This window comes from Streptomyces sp. NBC_00637 (genome assembly GCF_045161545.1).
Classification (GTDB): domain Bacteria; phylum Actinomycetota; class Actinomycetes; order Streptomycetales; family Streptomycetaceae; genus Streptomyces.
Genome location: NZ_CP109046.1, coordinates 6,632,513 through 6,650,486, shown reverse-complemented (window position 1 = coordinate 6,650,486; position 17,974 = coordinate 6,632,513). Strand labels below are relative to the sequence as shown.

Here is a 17,974-nt window from a genome sequence, read left to right as displayed (position 1 = left end):
GTCTGCATGAGTGCCGGTACGGGTGTCGAGGGCAGTGGGAGCGCGGCGCGCGGCAGCGGCGTGCCGTGGATCGACGTGTTGCTGGCCGCCGTCGCGGCGGTGAGCTGGGCGTTGATCGGCATGGCCGGGACGGCGGCGCTGGGACTGCACCTCCTTCAGGCGGACTCCGCGGGCTCGTTGGGCCCGATGACGGCCGCGGTGGTGGCCCTGGCCGCCGGGGGCTCGGTGACGCCGTCGGGCGACGTGTCCGCGTTCGGGCTCACCGGGGCGGAGGCGAACACGGCCCTCGAGATCACGCCATTGGGTGTGAGCCTGGTGGGCGCTCTGCTGCTGTCGTGGTTCTTCCTGCGGTCCTTGCGGACGGCGGGAGTTGTGATCGCTCCGGCCGAACTCGCCGCCCGGGTCGGCACGGTGGCCGGGCTGTACGTGGCGATGCTCGGCGGACTCGCCTGGGCGGGACACGACGTCATCACGCTCGACGGGAGCGCGCTGGGACTGGACGACCTGCCCGGCACCGGCGGCGGGGGCGGGGGCGGCGGCCTGGAGGTCCCCGGGCTGGGAGACATCGGCGGACTGCTGCCCGACCGGCTCGGCGACCTCGTCGACGCGAAGGCCGCGGTCGGTTTCACCGTCGACACGGCGCCCACGCTGCTCGGCGGCCTCGGCTGGTCCCTCGGCATCCTGCTGATCGCGCTGCTGGCCTCGCGCCGTACGCCGCTGCCGAGCGGCTGGGAGGCGGTGCACCGTGTGGTGCGGCCGGCGGTGTCCGCCGTGGTGACCGTGCTGCTGGTGGCCGTGGCGGCCGGGTTCGCGGCGGCGGCGTACGCGGCGATCGGCGACGACCATCCCCGGCGGATCGCGGGAGCGGCGCTGCTCGGCGCGCCGAACGGGGTGTGGCTGGGCATCCCGATCGGTCTGTTCGTCCCGTGGGACGGACGGGCGAGCGGCGCGCTGACCGGCGTCCTCCCGGACCCGCTGGACGATCTGCTGGGCGCCGGCACCGAGCGGTCGGTGACGCTGGGCCGTCTCGCCGAGCTGGACGCGAGGGTCTGGCTGCTGGGCGTGGCGGCGGCGCTGATGATGCTGCTGGCGGGGGTGCTGACGGCGGTGCGGACACCGGTGGGGGCGACGGGATCGCCGCCGGACTCGACGGCCGTCACGGGGGCAGGGGCGGGAGGAGGCAGGGGCGGTCGTGGGGCCGGTGCGGTCGGGGCGGTCGGGTTCGCCGGGCGTTGCGCCGTGCGGCTGGGGGTGGCGACCGGCGTGGCGTTGCCGTTGATCGCCTGGTTGACGCACGTGTCCGTGGACGCCTCTCTGTCCGTACTGGGGTTCGACGCCTTCGGCGCCGGGATCGAGCTGCACGGGCACCTCGGGGTGGCGTTGCTGCTGGGTGCCCTGTGGGGCGCGAGTGCGGGAGCCGTCGGCGCGCTGCTGGCCCGGGCCACGGGTGCCGCGGGGCGGCGGGCGGCGCCACTGGCACGCAGTGACCCCAGGGGCGCCGCGGGGCCCGGCGAGGGCGGCGGGTCGTCGGGGTATCCGGGTGACCGGGCGGGACCGTACACGCCGAACGCGCCGTCGTACCGGCCGCCGAATCCGGCGACCAACCCCTATCTGCGGATCCCGGAGGAGTTGCGGGAGTCGCGGGACACGCGGCCCGAGCGGGCTCGGCCGGAGCGGGCCGGACGGGATGACAGCGGCCGGTCGAGGCCTTACCAGAGCGCCCGGCGGAACGAGCCGCCGCCGGGCGACGACCGGCCGCCGCCCGGCTCGCCGGGGGCGGACGACGTCTACGGCGCTCCGACCGTGGTCCGGCCGATGGGGCCGCCGCCCCGCGCGCCACGCCGGCCTCCGGGCCCGCGTCCCGGCGAACGGCCGCCGCCGGGACAGGAGGGTCCGCCGCCTCCGCCACCGCCTCCCGCTCCTCCGAAGGGGCCCCGGGCGCCTGGCGGACCGCGGTGAGGGCCGACGCCCGGAAGGCCCGCGGGATGCCGGCGGGCTACTGTTGGGCAGCGCGCCACCTCGGCGCCATTTACTGTTACCCGTCCGTCAGGCGGACCTCGGGGGCGCGCGGCACTGGGTGCCGGATACGGTGGGTACACCATGAGCGCTTTGCAGACTTCGTCCTCTGACGTCCCCACGCTCCTTGTCAAGATCTTCGGCAAGGACAGGCCGGGCATCACGGCCGGGCTTTTCGACACCCTCGCCGCCTTCTCCGTCGACGTGGTCGACATCGAGCAGGTGGTCACCCGAGGCCGGATGGTGCTGTGCGCGCTGGTGACCGAGCCACCGGCCGGCCACGAGGGGGAACTGCGGTCGACGGTCCACAGCTGGGCCGAGTCGATGAAGATGCAGGCCGAGATCATCTCCGGCATCGGTGACAACCGGCCGCGCGGCCTCGGCCGGTCGCTGGTCACCGTGCTCGGGCATCCGCTCACCGCGGAGGCCACGGCCGCCGTGGCCGCGAAGATCACGAAGGCCGGCGGGAACATCGACCGTATCTTCCGGCTCGCCAAGTACCCCGTCACCGCCGTCGAGTTCGCCGTCTCCGGCGTGGCGGCCGGGCCCCTGCGCACCGCTCTGGTGACGGACGCGGCGGCGCTCGGGGTCGACGTCGCGGTGGTGGACGCGGGCCTGTACCGGCGGGCCCAGCGGCTCGTCGTCATGGACGTCGACTCCACCCTGATCCAGGACGAGGTGATCGAGCTCTTCGCCGCGCACGCCGGCTGCGAGGACGAGGTCGCCGAGGTGACGGCCGCCGCCATGCGCGGCGAGCTGGACTTCGAGCAGTCACTGCACGCGCGCGTGGCGCTGCTGGCGGGCCTGGACGCCTCGGTCGTGGACAAGGTGCGCGCCGAGGTCCGGCTGACGCCGGGCGCGCGCACGCTGATCCGGACACTGAAGCGGCTCGGATATCAGGTGGGGGTCGTCTCCGGCGGCTTCACCCAGGTCACCGACGATCTTCAGGAGCGGCTCGGGCTGGACTTCGCGCAGGCCAACACGCTGGAGATCGTCGACGGCAGGCTGACGGGCCGGGTCACCGGCGAGATCGTGGACCGTGCGGGCAAGGCGCGGCTGCTGCGCCGGTTCGCCGCCGAGGCGGGTGTGCCGCTCTCGCAGACCGTGGCGATCGGCGACGGCGCCAACGACCTCGACATGCTCAACGCGGCCGGGCTCGGGGTCGCCTTCAACGCCAAGCCGGTGGTGCGCGAGGCCGCGCACACGGCGGTGAACGTGCCGTTCCTGGACACCGTCCTGTATCTGCTCGGCATCACCCGTGAAGAGGTCGAGGCCGCGGAGACGCACGACGAGCAGTAGCCCCGTGGGGGCGTGGCGACGGCGTGCAGGCGCCGCCGCACGGACGCGGGGGCGCCCCGAGGGACGAAGAGGGCCCGGCACCGTCACGGTGCCGGGCCCTCGTGCGTGCCGGGTGGGTCACTCGGAGGGCGCCCAGTAGTCGAGCAGCGTGGCCACGCCCGGCTCCAGGGACTTCCAGGGGCCGTCGAAGGAGACGACGGCGAAGGCGGCGGCCGGGAATCCGCGGCGGCGCATCCGCTCGCCGGCGTCGCCGTCGCTTCGGCCGGCGAGGATGTCGGCGAGACCCTGGATGCCGGGGTTGTGGCCGACCAGGACGACGTCACGTACGTCGTCGGGGGTCTCGTTGAGCAGGGCGATCAGCTCGCCCGGCGAGGCCTCGTAGATCCGCTCCTCGTAGACGGTTTTCGGCCGCTTCGGGAATTCCTGGACGGCGAGCTTCCACGTCTCTCGGGTGCGGACCGCGGTGGAGCAGACGGCCAGGTCGACGGGGATACCGGCGTCGACCAGTTTGCGTCCGGCGACGGCGGCGTCCTTACGGCCCCGCTCAGCGAGCGGACGCTCATGGTCGGTCACCTGTGGCCAGTCGGCTTTCGCATGGCGGAAGAGGACGATCCTGCGGGGTTCTGCGACGCTCATGAGTCCCAGCTTCGCATGAAACAGGCCATGGGGCGCAGGGAGTTGACATGCGGCCCCACCAGCGGTCCCCAGCTCCGCCCTAGCGGGTGACCAGCTGGTGCACGCGCTCGACGAGGTGGGTGATCGCCGGGTCCCCAGCGGCCGCGTGGGCGTCGGCGGGGTTGAGTATCAGCACCAGCAGGGTGATGAAGGCGAGCGTCGGGAGGGCGAGGGCCCACCAGGGCAGCCAGGTGTCGACGCCGCCCGAGGTGGCCGGGTGGGGCCGGGTGTGCGTAGGGGCCGACATGGATGCCTCCGCTGTCTTCGAGTGGTCCGTGGACCTTGGCAGGTGATCCGCGTCCCGCGGTCACACCTCGAAGTTACGGAATCGGCGGCCCTCAACCCATCCGGTGATCCACCCACTTGACCCTGACCCTGACCCCCTAGGGGACAGGGGGGTTAACCCCACCCCGGTCACTCGGACGGGGTGCGGCGGGGCCGGTCCGGCCGGCCGTCACGGCCCGGCCGTCAGGGCGAGGCGATGGTCGCGATGACGGCGATGACGACGAAGATGGCGAGGAACGAGCCGAAGACGATCAGCATCTTCTTCTGGCCGTTCTGGGGGTTCGGGTCGAGCACTGGCATACGGCAAGTCTCGCACCCCGCGCCCCCGGCGGTGCCCCGGGGGTCGGCGGGCGGGCGGCCGGCGGCCATCGGCCGGTCAGCGCGTGGCTCCCCCTCCACGCGGTCAGCGCGCGGCTTCCTCCTCCACCGTGCGGTCCCGGCCGGCCAGGACCCCCACCACCGTCTGCGGCACCATCAGGGCCGCCATGAGGGCGAGGGGCAGGCCCCAGCCGCCGCTGTGCTGGTAGAGGACACCCACCAGGAGGGGGCCGGGGATGGAGATCAGGTAGCCGGTGCTCTGTGCGAAGGCCGACAGCTGCGCCACACCCGCGCCGGTCCTGGCACGCATCCCGACCATCGTGAGGGCCAGCGGGAAGGCGCAGTTGGCGACGCCGAGCAGCAGCGCCCAGATCCAGGCGCCGCCGGCCGGTGCGAGGTACAGGCCGGCGTAGCCGACGAGGGCGCAGGCGCCCAGCGCGAGCACGATCGGGCCCTGGTGCGGCAGCCGGGTGGCGACGCGCGGGATGACGAAGGCCAGCGGCACGCCCATCGCCATCGTCACGGCGAGGAGCAGTCCGGCCGTGCCGGCGGGCACGCCGGCGTCCCGGAAGATCTGCGGCATCCAGCCCATGGTGATGTACGCGGCGGTGGCCTGGAGGCCGAAGAAGACGGCGAGCGCCCAGGCGGTGCGGCTGCGGGTGATGCGCAGGGGGGCGTCCTGCTGCGACACGCGTGCGTGCGTCCGCGGGCCGGGCCGGGGGCTCGCCTCCCGCCGCTCGCCCCGCTCCTGCCGTTCGTGCCGCTCCCGCGGCGCCCCGGCCGTGCCCGCGCCGGCCGGTGCCGTCCCGCGCTCGCGTGAGAGCGCCAGCCAGGGCAGTACGGCGGCCGCCGCCAGGCCCGCCCACAGGGCGAGGCCCGTCCGCCAACTGCCGCCCAGCGCCTCGGTCATGGGCACGGTGACCGCGGCGGCCGTGGAGGTGCCGAGGGCGAGGGCCATCGAGTACAGGCCGGTCATGGTGCCGACCCGGTCGGGGAAGTGGCGCTTGACGATGACCGGCATCAGGACGTTGCTGACGGCTATGCCCATGAGGGCCAGGGCACTGGCGGCGAGGAACCCCGCCGTGCCGCCCGCGTAGGGGCGCAGGAGCAGTCCCGCCGTGATGGCGGCCATTCCGGCGCAGACCACGGCGCCCGGCCCGAAGCGGCGGGCTAGACGGGGCGCCATGACGCCGAAGACGGCGAAGCAGAGCGGGGGCACGGAGGTGAGGAGCCCGGCCACGCTGCCGCTCATGCCGAGCCCGTCGCGCACCTCTTCGAGGAGGGCGCCCAGGCTCGTGATGGCGGGCCGGAGGTTGAGGGCGGCCAGCACGATGCCGACGACGAGCAGCCGTGTGCGCCAGTCCCCCGCGCGGGTGGGCGGCTGCGGGGGCCCGTTCTGCGCCGAGGCGCGAAGGGGTGGGGGTGTCGTCGTCCGGATCTGCTCGCCAGCCATGCCCCACATCATAGAATCATAGGATGATTGGTTGTCCATGCCCGGTCTCCCCTCGGCCGCCCCACCCGTGCGAAGGTGTGCCATGCCCCTGAGCCATCCCCGCCGCTCGGCGCTGTCCGAGCAGGTCATCGCAGCGCTGCGCACCCAGATCACCTCGGGCGAGTGGGCGGTGGGCGCGCGCATTCCCACGGAGCCCGAGCTGGTCGAGGAGCTGGGCGTCGCCCGCAACACGGTCCGCGAGGCCGTCCGGGCGCTCGCCCACAACGGGCTGCTGGACATCCGGCAGGGCTCGGGCACGTACGTGGTGGCGACCAGCGAGCTGGCGGGCGTGATGCACCGCCGCTTCGCCGACGCCGACCCCGGGCACATCGCCGAGCTGCGCGCCACGCTGGAGTCGAGCGCGGCGAAGCTGGCGGCCGGGCGGCGCACCGAGAAGGACCTCAAGCAGCTGGACGCCCTCCTGGTGCGGCGCGAGGAAGCCTGGGACTCGGGCGACGCGGAGGCGTTCGTGTCCGCGGACGCGACCTTCCACCTGGCGGTGGTGGCGGCCTCCCACAACGACGTCATGACCGCGATGTACGCGGACCTCGGCGAGGTGCTGCGCGACTGGCTGCGCGAGGACGTCGGCGAGGAGCTGACGCCGGAGACGTACATGGACCACACGCGGCTGGTGGACGCGATCCGGGCGGGCGACGCGGAGGCCGCCGCCGTCGAGGCGGCCGGCTATCCCCTGCTGTGCAGGCCCGGACGGTTCACCGCTTCTGGTGGCTGACCCAGACCGAGCGGATCTCCTTCCAGCACCTGCCGGTGAGCCGTACGGTCTGGGCGGGTCCCACGTCGACGGGGGTGCCGTCGGTGTCGAGGTCCCACCAGCGATCGCACTCGATGTGCAGGCGGACGCGGTCGGTGTCGGCGTACGGGTTGTGGCAGTAGGCGACGACGCGGGAGCCGAGAATCTCGGTGCGGCATTCCGCGCCGAAGGGGTCCGCGGAGGCGGCGGGGGCCGGACGGGCCGTCACGCGTGCGTGCGGCAGCGCGTCGTACGGCAGCGACAGGACGAGACAGACGGCGACGGTCACTGGGGCCAGGCTGCGAGACAGGCGCACAAGGGGACCTCCTCGGCCGTGCTGGGGAGGAAAACGCGGTAAAGAACCCGCACTTCAGAGTGCCTTGCCGGAGCACTCCCCCGCCTGGCCGGGTGCGCCGAACGGGTGACGCCCCGCTCCCCCGCGCGGGCGGGGAAACGGGGCGTCGAGGGCGTGTCGGTGATCAGGCGCCGATGGCGTGCAGCCCACCGTCGACGTGCACGATCTCGCCCGTGGTCTTCGGGAACCAGTCGCTCAGCAGGGCGACCACACCGCGGCCGGCCGGCCCCGGGTCGTTGAGGTCCCACTCCAGCGGGGAGCGGTCGTCCCACACCGAGGCCAGCTCGGAGAAGCCCGGGATGGACTTGGCCGCCATGGAACCGATGGGACCGGCGGAGACCAGGTTGCAGCGGATGTTCTGCTTGCCCAGGTCACGCGCCATGTAACGGTTGGTGGCCTCCAGAGCCGCCTTGGCGGGGCCCATCCAGTCGTACTGCGGCCAGGCGAACGAGGCGTCGAAGGTGAGGCCGACGACCGAGCCGCCGTTCTGCATCAGCGGCAGGCAGGCCATGGTGAGCGACTTCAGGGAGAACGCCGAGACGTGCATGGCCGTGGCGACCGACTCGAACGGCGTGTTGAGGAAGTTGCCGCCCATGGCGTCCTGCGGCGCGAAGCCGATCGAGTGCACGACGCCGTCGAGGCCGCCGAGCTCCTCGCCGACGATGTCGGCCAGCCGGCCGAGGTGCTCGTCATTGGTCACGTCGAGCTCGATGACCTTGGTGGGCTTCGGCAGCTTCTTGGCGATGCGCTCGGTCAGCGTGGGCCGCGGGAACGCGGTCAGGATGATCTCGGCACCCTGCTCCTGGGCCAGCTTGGCGGTGTGGAAGGCGATGGAGGACTCCAGCAGCACGCCGGTGATCAGGACGCGCTTGCCCTCGAGGATTCCGCTCATGGTGATCAGTGACCCATTCCCAGTCCGCCGTCAACGGGAATGACGGCTCCAGTGATGTACGAGGCGTCGTCCGAGGCGAGGAACCGCACCGTCGCGGCGATCTCCTCCGGCTGCGCGTACCGGCCGAGCGGGACCTGCGAGACGATGCCCGCGCGCTGCTCGTCGGTGAGCACCTTGGTCATGTCGGTGTCGACGAAGCCGGGCGCGACGACGTTGAAGGTGATGTTGCGCGACCCCAGCTCACGGGCGAGGGAACGCGCGAAGCCGACCAGGGCGGCCTTGGAGGCGGCGTAGTTCGCCTGCCCCGCGGAACCGAGCAGTCCGACCACCGAGGAGATCAGGACGACACGGCCCTTCTTGGCCCGCAGCATGGCGCGGTTGGCACGCTTGACCACTCGGAAGGTGCCGGTGAGGTTGGTGTCGATGACCGAGGTGAAGTCCTCCTCGGACATGCGCATCAGGAGCTGGTCCTTGGTGACGCCGGCGTTGGCGATCAGGATCTCCACGGGGCCGTGCTCGGCCTCGATCTCCTTGTAGGCCTGCTCCACCTGCTCGGAGTCGGTGATGTCGCACTTGACCGCCAGGAAGCCGGCCGGTGGTTCGCCCGAGCGGTACGTGATGGCGACGTTGTCGCCGGCGTCGGCGAACGCGCGGGCGATGGCGAGGCCGATGCCCCGGTTTCCTCCGGTGACGAGAACCGAGCGGCTCAACGGATCACCCTTTCGATAGGGGTATGACGCACCCGCCCGAACACGGGAGGGCAGGTGACTTCCCTCGAAACCTATCGGTCTGCCTCGTCCGACGGACATTCGGGCACCGACAGTGGCGCACCGGACTGACTGTGGGGTCTCTACAGAAAGTTTGCGGAAGCGGGGCGGAAACGTGTGGTCCGGGGCTGCCGGGCGCGACATGATCGAGGCCTTCACACGTGACGACACCAGGGAGAGACGTAGGTGCCCCACAGCATCGATGAAAGTTTCACGGCCCTACCCCTGCGCGCCCTCGCCGACGCCGCTCTCGCACGCGCGCGTGCGCTGGGGGCCGAGCACGCGGACTTCCGGTTCGAGCGGGTGCGCAGCGCGTCCTGGCGCCTGCGCGACGCCAAGCCCTCCGGGTCGTCCGACACCACCGACCTCGGGTACGCGGTGCGGGTGGTGCACGGCGGTACCTGGGGGTTCGCGTCCGGCGTGGATCTCACGATGGACGCCGCGGCCCGGGTCGCCTCGCAGGCGGTGGCGATGGCCAAGCTGTCCGCGCAGGTGATCAGGGCGGCCGGTTCGGACGAGAGGGTGGAGCTGGCCGACGAGCCGGTGCACGCCGACAAGACCTGGGTCTCGTCCTACGAGATCGACCCGTTCACCGTCCCGGACGAGGACAAGGCGGCGCTGCTCGCGGACTGGAGCGCGCGGCTGCTGGCGGCGAACGGGATCAACCACGTGGACGCCTCGTTGCTCACCGTCCACGAGAACAAGTTCTACGCCGACACGGCCGGCACGGTGACCACCCAGCAGCGGGTGCGGCTGCACCCGGCACTGACCGCGGTGTCGGTCGACGAGTCGAGCGGCGAGTTCGACTCGATGCGCACGATCGCGCCGCCCGCCGGACGCGGCTGGGAGTACCTCACGGGCACCGGGTGGGACTGGGACGACGAGCTCGACCGCATCCCCGAGCTGCTCGCCGAGAAGATGCGGGCGCCGAGCGTCGAGCCGGGTCTCTACGACCTGGTCGTCGACCCGTCCAACCTGTGGCTGACCATCCACGAGTCCATCGGACACGCCACCGAGCTGGACCGGGCCCTCGGCTACGAGGCCGCCTACGCCGGCACCTCCTTCGCCACCTTCGACCAGCTCGGCAAGCTGCGCTACGGCTCGGACCTGATGAACGTGACGGGTGACCGCACCGCCGAGCACGGCCTGGCGACCGTCGGCTACGACGACGAGGGCGTCGCGGGCCAGTCCTGGGACCTCGTGAAGGACGGCACGCTCGTCGGCTACCAGCTGGACCGGCGGATCGCGAAGCTGACCGGGTTCGAGCGGTCCAACGGGTGCGCCTTCGCCGACTCCCCCGGCCATGTCCCGGTGCAGCGCATGGCCAACGTCTCGTTGCGGCCGGACCCGGCCGGGATGTCGACCGAGGGACTCATCGGCAGCGTCGACCGGGGCATCTACGTCGTCGGCGACCGGTCCTGGTCCATCGACATGCAGCGCTACAACTTCCAGTTCACCGGGCAACGCTTCTTCCGGATCGAGAACGGGCAGATCACCGGGCAGCTGCGGGACGTGGCCTACCAGGCGACGACCACCGACTTCTGGGGTTCGATGGCGGCGGTCGGCGGCCCGCAGACATATGTCCTCGGCGGCGCCTTCAACTGCGGCAAGGCCCAGCCGGGCCAGGTCGCGGCGGTGTCGCACGGCTGCCCGTCGGCCCTCTTCAAAGGCGTCAACATCCTCAACACCACGCAGGAGGCCGGTCGATGAGCGCGGGCACCAACAAGGCGCAGCAGCCGCACGAGATCGTGGAGCGCGCCCTCGAACTGTCGCGGGCCGACGGCTGTGTCGTGATCGCCGACGAGCAGTCGACGGCGAACCTGCGCTGGGCCGGCAACGCGCTCACGACCAACGGTGTCACGCGCGGGCGCACGCTCACCGTGATCGCCACGGTCGACGGCAAGGAGGGCACCGCGTCCGGTGTCGTCTCGCGGGCCGCCGTCACCGCGGACGAGCTGGAGTCCCTGGTGCGGGCCGCGGAGGCCGCCGCGCGTGGCGCCGGCCCCGCCGAGGACGCTCAGCCGCTGGTCAGCGGTGTGGCGCGGTCCCCCGAGTTCACCGAGGCCCCCGCGGAGACCTCGCCGGCGGTGTTCGCCGACTTCGCGCCCGCGCTGGGCGAGGCGTTCGCACGCGCGCGTGCGGGCGGTCGCGAGCTGTACGGGTTCGCCAACCACGAGCTCGTCTCGACGTACCTGGGCACGTCGACCGGGCTGCGGCTGCGGCACGACCAGCCGAACGGGACGCTGGAGCTCAACGCCAAGTCCCCGGACCGCACACGCTCGGCGTGGGCCGGACGCTCCACCCGGGACTTCAAGGACGTCGACCCGGCGGCGCTCGACGCCGAGCTGGCCGTACGGCTGGGCTGGGCGGAGCGGCGGATCGAGCTGCCCGCCGGGCGGTACGAGACGCTGCTGCCGCCTACCGCGGTGGCCGACCTGATGATCTACCAGCTGTGGTCGGCGTCCGGCCGGGACGCGACCGAGGGCCGGACGGTGTTCTCCCAGCCCGGCGGCGGCACCCGGCTCGGCGAGAAGCTGTCCGACCTGCCGCTGACCCTGCGCAGCGACCCGAACGAGCCGGGCCTGGAGTCGCCGCCGTTCGTGATCGCGCACTCCTCCGGCGGCGACCAGTCGGTCTTCGACAACGGCCTGCCCGTACAGCCCACCGAGTGGGTCGCGGCGGGCGAGCTGCAGCGCCTGACGACCACCCGGCACAGCGCGGCCCTGACCGGCCTGCCGGTGGCGCCCGGGGCCGACAACCTGATCCTTGACGGCGGCGAGGACCGTTCCCTGGAGGAGATGGTCGCGAGCACCCGACGCGGGCTGCTGCTGACCTGCCTGTGGTACATCCGCGAGGTCGACCCGGCGACGCTGCTCCTCACCGGCCTGACCCGGGACGGCGTCTACCTGATCGAGGACGGCGAGGTCGTCGGCGAGGTGAACAACTTCCGGTTCAACGAGTCGCCGGTCGGCCTCCTCGGCCGGGCGACGGAGGCGGGGCGCACGGAAAAGACGCTGCCCCGGGAGTGGAGCGACTGGTTCACTCGTGCCGCGATGCCCGCGCTGAGGGTGCCGGACTTCAATATGAGCTCTGTCAGTCAGGGCGTATAACCTCGTAGCCGGTGGTCGCCCGACCGCCCGGACACAGCCTGAAGACCATCAAGGAGATACGAGAACCGTGACGGACATCGTCGACGAACTGCAGTGGCGCGGGCTGATCGCCCTCTCCACTGACGAGGACGCATTGCGCAAGGCGTTCGCGGACGGTCCCGTCACGTTCTATTGCGGCTTCGACCCGACCGCGCCCAGCCTGCACCTCGGCAACCTCGTGCAGATCCTGACGATGCGCAGGATCCAGCAGGCGGGCAACCGTCCGCTGGGCCTGGTCGGGGGCGCCACCGGGCTGATCGGCGACCCGAAGCCCACGGCGGAGCGGACGCTGAACTCGCCCGAGGTCGTCGCCCAGTGGGTCGAGCGGCTGCGCGCGCAGATCGCGCCGCTGCTCGACTTCGAGGGCCCGAACGCGGCCGTCATGGTCAACAACCTGGACTGGACGCAGGGCCTGTCGGCCATCGCGTTCCTGCGGGACGTCGGCAAGTACTTCCGCGTCAACAAGATGATCGCCAAGGAGGCCGTCTCCCGGCGGCTCAACTCCGAGGCGGGCATCGGCTACACCGAGTTCAGCTACCAGATCCTCCAGGGCATGGACTTCCTGGAGCTGTTCCGGCGGCACGGCTGCACGCTCCAGACCGGCGGCAGCGACCAGTGGGGCAACCTCACCTCGGGCACCGACCTGATCCACCGGGTCGAGCCCGACGCGGTGGTGCACGCGCTGGCCACCCCGCTGATCACCAAGGCGGACGGCACCAAGTTCGGCAAGACGGAGTCCGGCACGGTCTGGCTCGACCCCGAGATGACCACGCCGTACGCCTTCTACCAGTTCTGGCTGAACGCGGACGACCGGGACGTGTCGAAGTTCCTGCGCATCTTCAGCTTCCGGTCGCATGACGAGATCGAGGAGCTGGAGCGGCAGACCGAGGAGCGTCCGCAGGCCCGGGCCGCTCAGCGCGCGCTGGCCGAGGAGCTGACGACGATGGTGCACGGCGCCGACCAGACGGCCGCCGTGGTCGCCGCGTCCAAGGCCCTCTTCGGCCAGGGAGAGCTCGGCGGGCTCGACGACCGGACGCTGGCCGCGGCCCTCTCCGAGGTGCCGCACATCCAGGTCACCGAGCTCGGACCGGTCGTGGACCTGTTCGCCGAGGTCGGCCTGGTCGCCAGCAAGTCCGCCGCGCGGCGGACCGTGAAGGAGGGCGGGGCCTACGTGAACAACGTCAAGGTCACCGCGGAGGACGCGGTCCCGGCGAGGGACGAGCTCATCCACGGGCGCTGGCTGGTGCTGCGGCGCGGGAAGAAGAACCTGGCCGCCGTCGAGGTCACCGGCGCCTGAGCGACCGATGCGGCCCGCCGTGAGGGGCGGGCCGCAGGGGTGCGGGTGTGCTGCCGGCCGCGGCTTGCGTCGTGGGCTGTCGCGCGGTTCCCCGCGCCCCTCCCGGACGGGCCGGCTCAGGCGTGGTGCTGCTTCCTCTTGCCCAGCGTTGCCATGTAGAGCATGTCTCCCAGGGCGACGATGATGATCGCGGCGATCAGCTGGAACGCGTGGCGGCTCCAGTCGATGCCGGACGTCGACTCCACCCCTGCCGCGCGGGCGATCGAGTTGCCCACGATCGCGCCCAGCATGCCGAAGATGGTGGTCAGCCAGAGCGGGCTGTGCTGCTTGCCCGGGATGATCGCCTTCGCGATCAGGCCCAGCACGAATCCCACGATGATCGCCCACAACCAGCCCATGGCTGCCTCCTTGTACGGCTCTACGTGAGCATTGCCCCCCAGTCTCGGTCCGCTCGTCGTACGGCGCATGTCGGGTGCCGCCATACGCGGGACGGCGCAGAACCTTCGCCCGGGCGGCAGGCGACCCGGTCTCGAAGGCGGCGCAGTCGCGGCGTAACGTGGACGGTGTCCGGGCCCGGGTCCCCGATCGGGTGCGGGCCGGAGAGGGGCCGGGGCAGAGCCGATGCGGGCGGACGGTGGAATGTGATGCGGAAGCAGGGTGGCGGCGGCAACGTCCAGGTGTTCCGGATCACCGGTGCGCGCCAGGGACTCCAGGACGACGTGCGGGGCCGCCAGCGGCGGTACATCATCTCGATGTCGGTCCGCACGGTGTCGGTGATCCTCGCGGCGACGTTGTGGAACGTGGAACGCCATGTGGCGATCGTGGCGTTGGTCCTGGGGGTGGTGCTCCCCTATATCTCCGTGGTGATCGCCAACGCGGGGCGCGAGAACGTTCCCTCGCTTCCCTCCACCTTCCTGACCGCGCCGGTGCGCACCATGATCGCGCCGCCTCGTGACGAGGACGAATCCGTGGGTCCCGTCCCGAAAGAGGAGGGCTTCGCGGAATCACTCCGCAAGGATCCGGTGCCCGATCCGGCTGAGCGTCAGCCGTGAACAGGCCATGCGCGGGCTGTGCTCCAAGCTCAGGAAAAGCTCAGATCAATCATGTTGTTCCAGTGCCGTGGGGACCGTGAGCCATGACATACTTCGTACGCGCTCCGCATCCCCCGTCGGAGCGACGGACCGACGCCGGGCAGCTCCCCCCGTGGCTGCTCGGCGTCGCCTTTGTGTGCGTGTGGTGAGACAAGCCTGTGAGTGACGAGACCCCGATCTGTTCTGCCAAGGGCTGCCGCGTCGACGCGGTGTGGGTGCTGGCGTGGAACAACCCGAAGCTGCACACGCCGGAGCGACGCAAGACGTGGCTCGCGTGCGAGGAGCACCGGGAGCACCTGTCGCAGTTCCTCGGTGTCCGGGGCTTCCTGAAGGACGTCGTCCCGCTGCGCGAGTGGGAGTCCCCGGCCGCTTCCTAGCCGCCGATCGCCGACATCGGCCGGTCCGGCTGGAGGAAGGACGGGTCGTCCAGGCCCGAGCCCGCCTTCTTGCCCCACATCGCCAGCCGCCAGATGCGGGCTATCTCCTCGTCGGGGGCGTCGGAGCGCAGGGCCGCTCGCAGGTCGGTCTCCTCACGCGCGAAGAGGCAGGTGCGGACCTGGCCGTCGGCCGTGAGGCGGGTGCGGTCGCAGGCGGCGCAGAACGGACGGGTGACGGAGGCGATGACGCCCACCCGGTGCGGGCCCCCGTCCACCAGCCAGCGTTCGGCGGGGGCGGAACCGCGCTCGCCCTCGCCCTCTTCGGTGAGGTCGAAGCGGGTGCGCAGGGAGGCCAGGATGTCTCCGGCCGTGACCATCCCCTCGCGCTTCCAGCCGTGCTGGGCGTCCAGGGGCATCTGCTCGATGAAACGCAGCTCGTAGTCGTGCTCGACGGCCCAGGACAGGAGGTCCGGGGCCTCGTCCTCGTTCAGGCCGGGCATCAGGACCGAGTTGACCTTCACGGGCGTCAGGCCTGCCTCGCGGGCAGCTTCGAGGCCTTCGAGGACGTCCTTGTGGCGGTCCCGGCGGGTGAGGGTCTTGAACACGTCGGGGCGCAGGGTGTCGAGGGAGACGTTGACCCGGTCCAGGCCTGCCGCCTTGAGGGCCGTGGCGGTGCGGCGCAGGCCGATGCCGTTCGTCGTCAGGGACATCTGGGGGCGGGGGGTCAGGGCCGCGACCCGCTCGACGATGCCGACCAGCCCCGGGCGCAGCAGGGGCTCGCCGCCCGTGAAGCGGACCTCCTCGATACCGAGCGTGGAGACCGCGATGTCGATCAGGCGGACGATCTCGTCGTCCGTGAGGAGGTCGGGCTTGGCGAGCCACTGCAGGCCCTCTTCGGGCATGCAGTACGTACAGCGCAGGTTGCACCGGTCGGTCAGCGAGACCCTCAGGTCGGTGGCCACTCGGCCGTAGGTGTCGATGAGCACGTGGGCCCCCTCCCTCGTAGCGATCGCGTGTTCTCCGTCTCTTGCGAGCCTACGTGACACCGGTGACAACACCAGTGCCCGATCCCACGAGATCCCGGAGGACGAGACGCGGCCGCGTCGTAGATCCCTACGACGCGGCCGCGGGGGCGTGGGGCCCGGCTGTTGCTCAGTGGGCTCCGGTGCCGGTCAGGGAGCGGACCTCCAGTTCGGCGAACTTGCCCTTGTCGGGCTCCTCCTTCGACAGCAGCGTGCCGACGACGCCCAGCAGGAATCCGACCGGGATCGAGATGATGCCGGGGTTCTCCAGCGGGAACCAGTGGAAGTCGACGTCCGGGAACATCGAGGTGGGCTTGCCCGAGACGACCGGCGAGAACAGCACCAGGCCGACCGCGGTGACCAGACCGCCGTAGATCGACCACAGGGCGCCGGAGGTGGTGAACCGCTTCCAGAAGAGGCTGTAGAGGATCGTCGGGAGGTTGGCGGAGGCGGCGACCGCGAAGGCGAGGGCGACCAGGCCGGCCACGTTCAGGTCGCGGGCCAGGGCGCCCAGGAGGATGGAGACGGCGCCGATGCCGACGGTCGCGTACCGGGCCGCGCTCATCTCCTGCTTCTCGGTGGCCGTACCCCTCTTGATGACGTTCGCGTAGATGTCGTGGGCGAACGAGGAGGACGAGGCCAGGGTCAGGCCGGCGACGACCGCGAGGATGGTGGCGAAGGCGACCGCCGAGATGGTGGCCAGCAGGATCGCGCCCCAGTTGGAGTCGACGCCGCCGAGATGGAGGGCGAGCAGCGGCGCCGCGGTGTTGCCGGCCTTGTTGGAGGCGGTGATCTCGTCCGGTTTGATCAGCGCGGCGGCGCCGAAGCCGAGGGCGAGGGTCATCAGGTAGAAGGCGCCGATCAGGCCGATGGCCCACAGGACCGACTTACGGGCGGCCTTGGCGGTGGGCACGGTGTAGAAGCGGATCAGGATGTGCGGCAGGCCCGCCGTGCCCAGGACCAGGGCGATGCCGAGCGAGATGAAGTCCAGCTTGGTGGTGCCGGTGGCGCCGTACTTCAGGCCGGGCTCCAGGAAGGCCGCACCCTTGCCGCTGTTGTCGGCGGCCGAGCCCAGCAGGTCGGAGATGTTGAAGTCGAACTTCAGCAGGACCAGGAAGGTGAGCAGCAGGGCGCCGGCGATGAGCAGGACCGCCTTGACCATCTGGACCCAGGTGGTGCCCTTCATGCCGCCGATCGTCACGTAGACGATCATCAGGACGCCGACCAGGGCGACGATGCCGATCTTGCCGCCGTCGCTGGTGATGCCCAGCAGCAGGGAGACCAGGACGCCCGCGCCCGCCATCTGGGCGAGCAGGTAGAAGATCGAGACGACGATCGTCGAGGTGCCGGCCGCCGTGCGGACCGGCCGCTGGCGCATGCGGTACGCCAGGACGTCGCCCATGGTGTAGCGGCCGGAGTTGCGCAGCGGCTCGGCGACCAGGAGCAGGGCCACCAGCCAGGCGACCAGGAAGCCGATGGAGTACAGGAAGCCGTCGTAGCCGAAGAGGGCGATGGCGCCCGCGATGCCGAGGAAGGACGCGGCGGACATGTAGTCGCCGGAGACGGCGAGGCCGTTCTGGAAGCCGGTGAACTGGCGGCCGCCGGCGTAGAAGTCGGCGGCGTCCTTGGTCTGGCGGCCGGCCCAGACGGTGATGACGAGGGTCGCGGCGACGAACACCGAGAACAGGATGATGATCAGCGTGCGGTGCTCGCTGGCCTCGCCCGCGGCGAGCAGGGTGTGCTGTGCGGGGCTCATGCTCCGCCCTCCATCCGGGACTTGATGGCCTCGGCCTTGGGGTCGAACCGCGCGGCGGCGGTCCGCGCGTACCACCAGGCGATGAGGAAGGTGGTGAGGAACTGGGCGAGGCCGAGGGTCATGGCCACGTTGAAGTTGCCGAAGAGCTTGGTGCCCATGAAGTCGCCGGCGTAGTTGGACAGCAGGACGTACAGCAGGTACCAGGCGATGAAGCCGACCGTCAGCGGGAAGGCGAAGCCGCGGTAGGAGCTGCGCAGTTCACCGAACTCCGCGCTCTCCTGCACCGCGACGAACTCCTCGGTGGAGGGGAGTTGGGCTGGGGATTTCGAGGGGGGCGGTGTCTCGGTGGCCACGGATTCTCCTCGTTGCGCATGCGGGTCGGACGGCGAAAGGAGGCGAGTGTCCTCTCGCTCCCTGCCCAAGGTCACGGCG

At 71.5% G+C, this 17,974-nt stretch carries 19 protein-coding genes; 8 read left to right on the top strand and 11 right to left on the bottom strand.

Annotation, left to right across the window (positions count from 1 at the left end; translation table 11 throughout):
- The first annotated feature begins 6 nt into the window (after nucleotides 1-6).
- On the top strand, nucleotides 7-1,959 hold the full coding sequence (locus OG440_RS29210) for a streptophobe family protein (protein ID WP_406009757.1): 1,953 nt from the start codon (nucleotides 7-9) through the stop codon (nucleotides 1,957-1,959).
- A 141-nt stretch (nucleotides 1,960-2,100) separates the two neighbouring features.
- Complete coding sequence (serB, locus tag OG440_RS29205; protein ID WP_406009756.1) at nucleotides 2,101-3,315, top strand: phosphoserine phosphatase SerB; 1,215 nt, start codon at nucleotides 2,101-2,103, stop codon at nucleotides 3,313-3,315.
- A gap of 117 nt (nucleotides 3,316-3,432) precedes the next feature.
- Here serB and OG440_RS29200 read toward each other — a convergent pair whose 3' ends face one another.
- The 4 genes from OG440_RS29200 to OG440_RS29185 form a co-directional block, all read right to left on the bottom strand.
- Nucleotides 3,433-3,951, bottom strand: a complete 519-nt coding sequence (locus tag OG440_RS29200; RefSeq protein WP_406009755.1) for a SixA phosphatase family protein — start codon at nucleotides 3,949-3,951, stop codon at nucleotides 3,433-3,435.
- Nucleotides 3,952-4,030: 79 nt separating this feature from the next.
- Nucleotides 4,031-4,237, bottom strand: a complete 207-nt coding sequence (locus OG440_RS29195; protein ID WP_406009754.1) for a hypothetical protein — start codon at nucleotides 4,235-4,237, stop codon at nucleotides 4,031-4,033.
- Nucleotides 4,238-4,458: 221 nt separating this feature from the next.
- Complete coding sequence (locus OG440_RS29190) at nucleotides 4,459-4,575, bottom strand: SGM_5486 family transporter-associated protein (RefSeq protein ID WP_107104192.1); 117 nt, start codon at nucleotides 4,573-4,575, stop codon at nucleotides 4,459-4,461.
- Nucleotides 4,576-4,678: 103 nt separating this feature from the next.
- Entirely contained in the window at nucleotides 4,679-6,046 is a 1,368-nt protein-coding gene (locus OG440_RS29185) for a CynX/NimT family MFS transporter (RefSeq protein WP_406009753.1), read from the bottom strand.
- An 82-nt stretch (nucleotides 6,047-6,128) separates the two neighbouring features.
- Between OG440_RS29185 and OG440_RS29180 the strand changes: the two genes are divergently transcribed.
- Nucleotides 6,129-6,818 (top strand): FadR/GntR family transcriptional regulator, encoded by a 690-nt coding sequence (locus OG440_RS29180; protein WP_406009752.1) that lies wholly within the window; start codon nucleotides 6,129-6,131, stop codon nucleotides 6,816-6,818.
- Here the strand turns inward: OG440_RS29180 and OG440_RS29175 are convergent.
- The 3 genes from OG440_RS29175 to fabG form a co-directional block, all read right to left on the bottom strand.
- The gene (locus tag OG440_RS29175; RefSeq protein ID WP_406009751.1) at nucleotides 6,799-7,152 is read right to left on the bottom strand and encodes a hypothetical protein; all 354 of its coding nucleotides are present in this window, start codon (nucleotides 7,150-7,152) and stop codon (nucleotides 6,799-6,801) included. The genes OG440_RS29180 and OG440_RS29175 overlap by 20 nt on opposite strands.
- 163 nt (nucleotides 7,153-7,315) lie before the next feature.
- Nucleotides 7,316-8,083, bottom strand: coding sequence for an enoyl-ACP reductase FabI (gene fabI / locus OG440_RS29170; protein WP_383476164.1), 768 nt, complete (start codon nucleotides 8,081-8,083; stop codon nucleotides 7,316-7,318).
- A 5-nt stretch (nucleotides 8,084-8,088) separates the two neighbouring features.
- Nucleotides 8,089-8,793: a 3-oxoacyl-[acyl-carrier-protein] reductase gene (gene fabG, locus OG440_RS29165; protein WP_406009750.1), complete on the bottom strand. Its 705-nt coding sequence runs from the start codon at nucleotides 8,791-8,793 to the stop codon at nucleotides 8,089-8,091.
- Between the two features lie 243 nt (nucleotides 8,794-9,036).
- Here fabG and OG440_RS29160 point away from each other — a divergent pair, with 243 nt between their 5' ends.
- The 3 genes from OG440_RS29160 to tyrS all read left to right on the top strand — a co-directional run bounded on the left by OG440_RS29160 (nucleotide 9,037) and on the right by tyrS (nucleotide 13,296).
- Nucleotides 9,037-10,560, top strand: a complete 1,524-nt coding sequence (locus OG440_RS29160; RefSeq protein ID WP_406009749.1) for a TldD/PmbA family protein — start codon at nucleotides 9,037-9,039, stop codon at nucleotides 10,558-10,560.
- Nucleotides 10,557-11,960 (top strand): metallopeptidase TldD-related protein, encoded by a 1,404-nt coding sequence (locus OG440_RS29155; RefSeq protein WP_406009748.1) that lies wholly within the window; start codon nucleotides 10,557-10,559, stop codon nucleotides 11,958-11,960. The genes OG440_RS29160 and OG440_RS29155 overlap by 4 nt, the downstream gene beginning before the upstream one ends.
- A 67-nt stretch (nucleotides 11,961-12,027) precedes the next feature.
- Nucleotides 12,028-13,296: a tyrosine--tRNA ligase gene (tyrS, locus tag OG440_RS29150; RefSeq protein ID WP_406009747.1), complete on the top strand. Its 1,269-nt coding sequence runs from the start codon at nucleotides 12,028-12,030 to the stop codon at nucleotides 13,294-13,296.
- Nucleotides 13,297-13,412: 116 nt separating this feature from the next.
- Here the strand turns inward: tyrS and OG440_RS29145 are convergent, their stop codons facing one another.
- A complete protein-coding gene (locus OG440_RS29145) occupies nucleotides 13,413-13,694 on the bottom strand; it encodes a GlsB/YeaQ/YmgE family stress response membrane protein (protein ID WP_406009746.1) in 282 nt (93 codons plus the stop codon).
- Nucleotides 13,695-13,940: 246 nt separating this feature from the next.
- On the opposite strand from OG440_RS29145, the gene OG440_RS29140 reads away from it, so the two are divergent.
- Nucleotides 13,941-14,348: a DUF3099 domain-containing protein gene (locus OG440_RS29140; protein WP_406009745.1), complete on the top strand. Its 408-nt coding sequence runs from the start codon at nucleotides 13,941-13,943 to the stop codon at nucleotides 14,346-14,348.
- Nucleotides 14,349-14,545: 197 nt separating this feature from the next.
- Entirely contained in the window at nucleotides 14,546-14,764 is a 219-nt protein-coding gene (locus tag OG440_RS29135; protein ID WP_406009744.1) for a hypothetical protein, read from the top strand.
- Here OG440_RS29135 and moaA read toward each other — a convergent pair.
- The 3 genes from moaA to OG440_RS29120 all read right to left on the bottom strand — a co-directional run bounded on the left by moaA (nucleotide 14,761) and on the right by OG440_RS29120 (nucleotide 17,895).
- Nucleotides 14,761-15,750, bottom strand: a complete 990-nt coding sequence (moaA, locus tag OG440_RS29130) for a GTP 3',8-cyclase MoaA (protein WP_406009743.1) — start codon at nucleotides 15,748-15,750, stop codon at nucleotides 14,761-14,763. The genes OG440_RS29135 and moaA overlap by 4 nt on opposite strands.
- 166 nt (nucleotides 15,751-15,916) lie before the next feature.
- Complete coding sequence (locus tag OG440_RS29125; RefSeq protein WP_406009742.1) at nucleotides 15,917-17,542, bottom strand: cation acetate symporter; 1,626 nt, start codon at nucleotides 17,540-17,542, stop codon at nucleotides 15,917-15,919.
- On the bottom strand, nucleotides 17,539-17,895 hold the full coding sequence (locus OG440_RS29120; protein WP_406009741.1) for a DUF485 domain-containing protein: 357 nt from the start codon (nucleotides 17,893-17,895) through the stop codon (nucleotides 17,539-17,541). The genes OG440_RS29125 and OG440_RS29120 overlap by 4 nt, the downstream gene beginning before the upstream one ends.
- Nucleotides 17,896-17,974 lie beyond the last annotated feature (79 nt).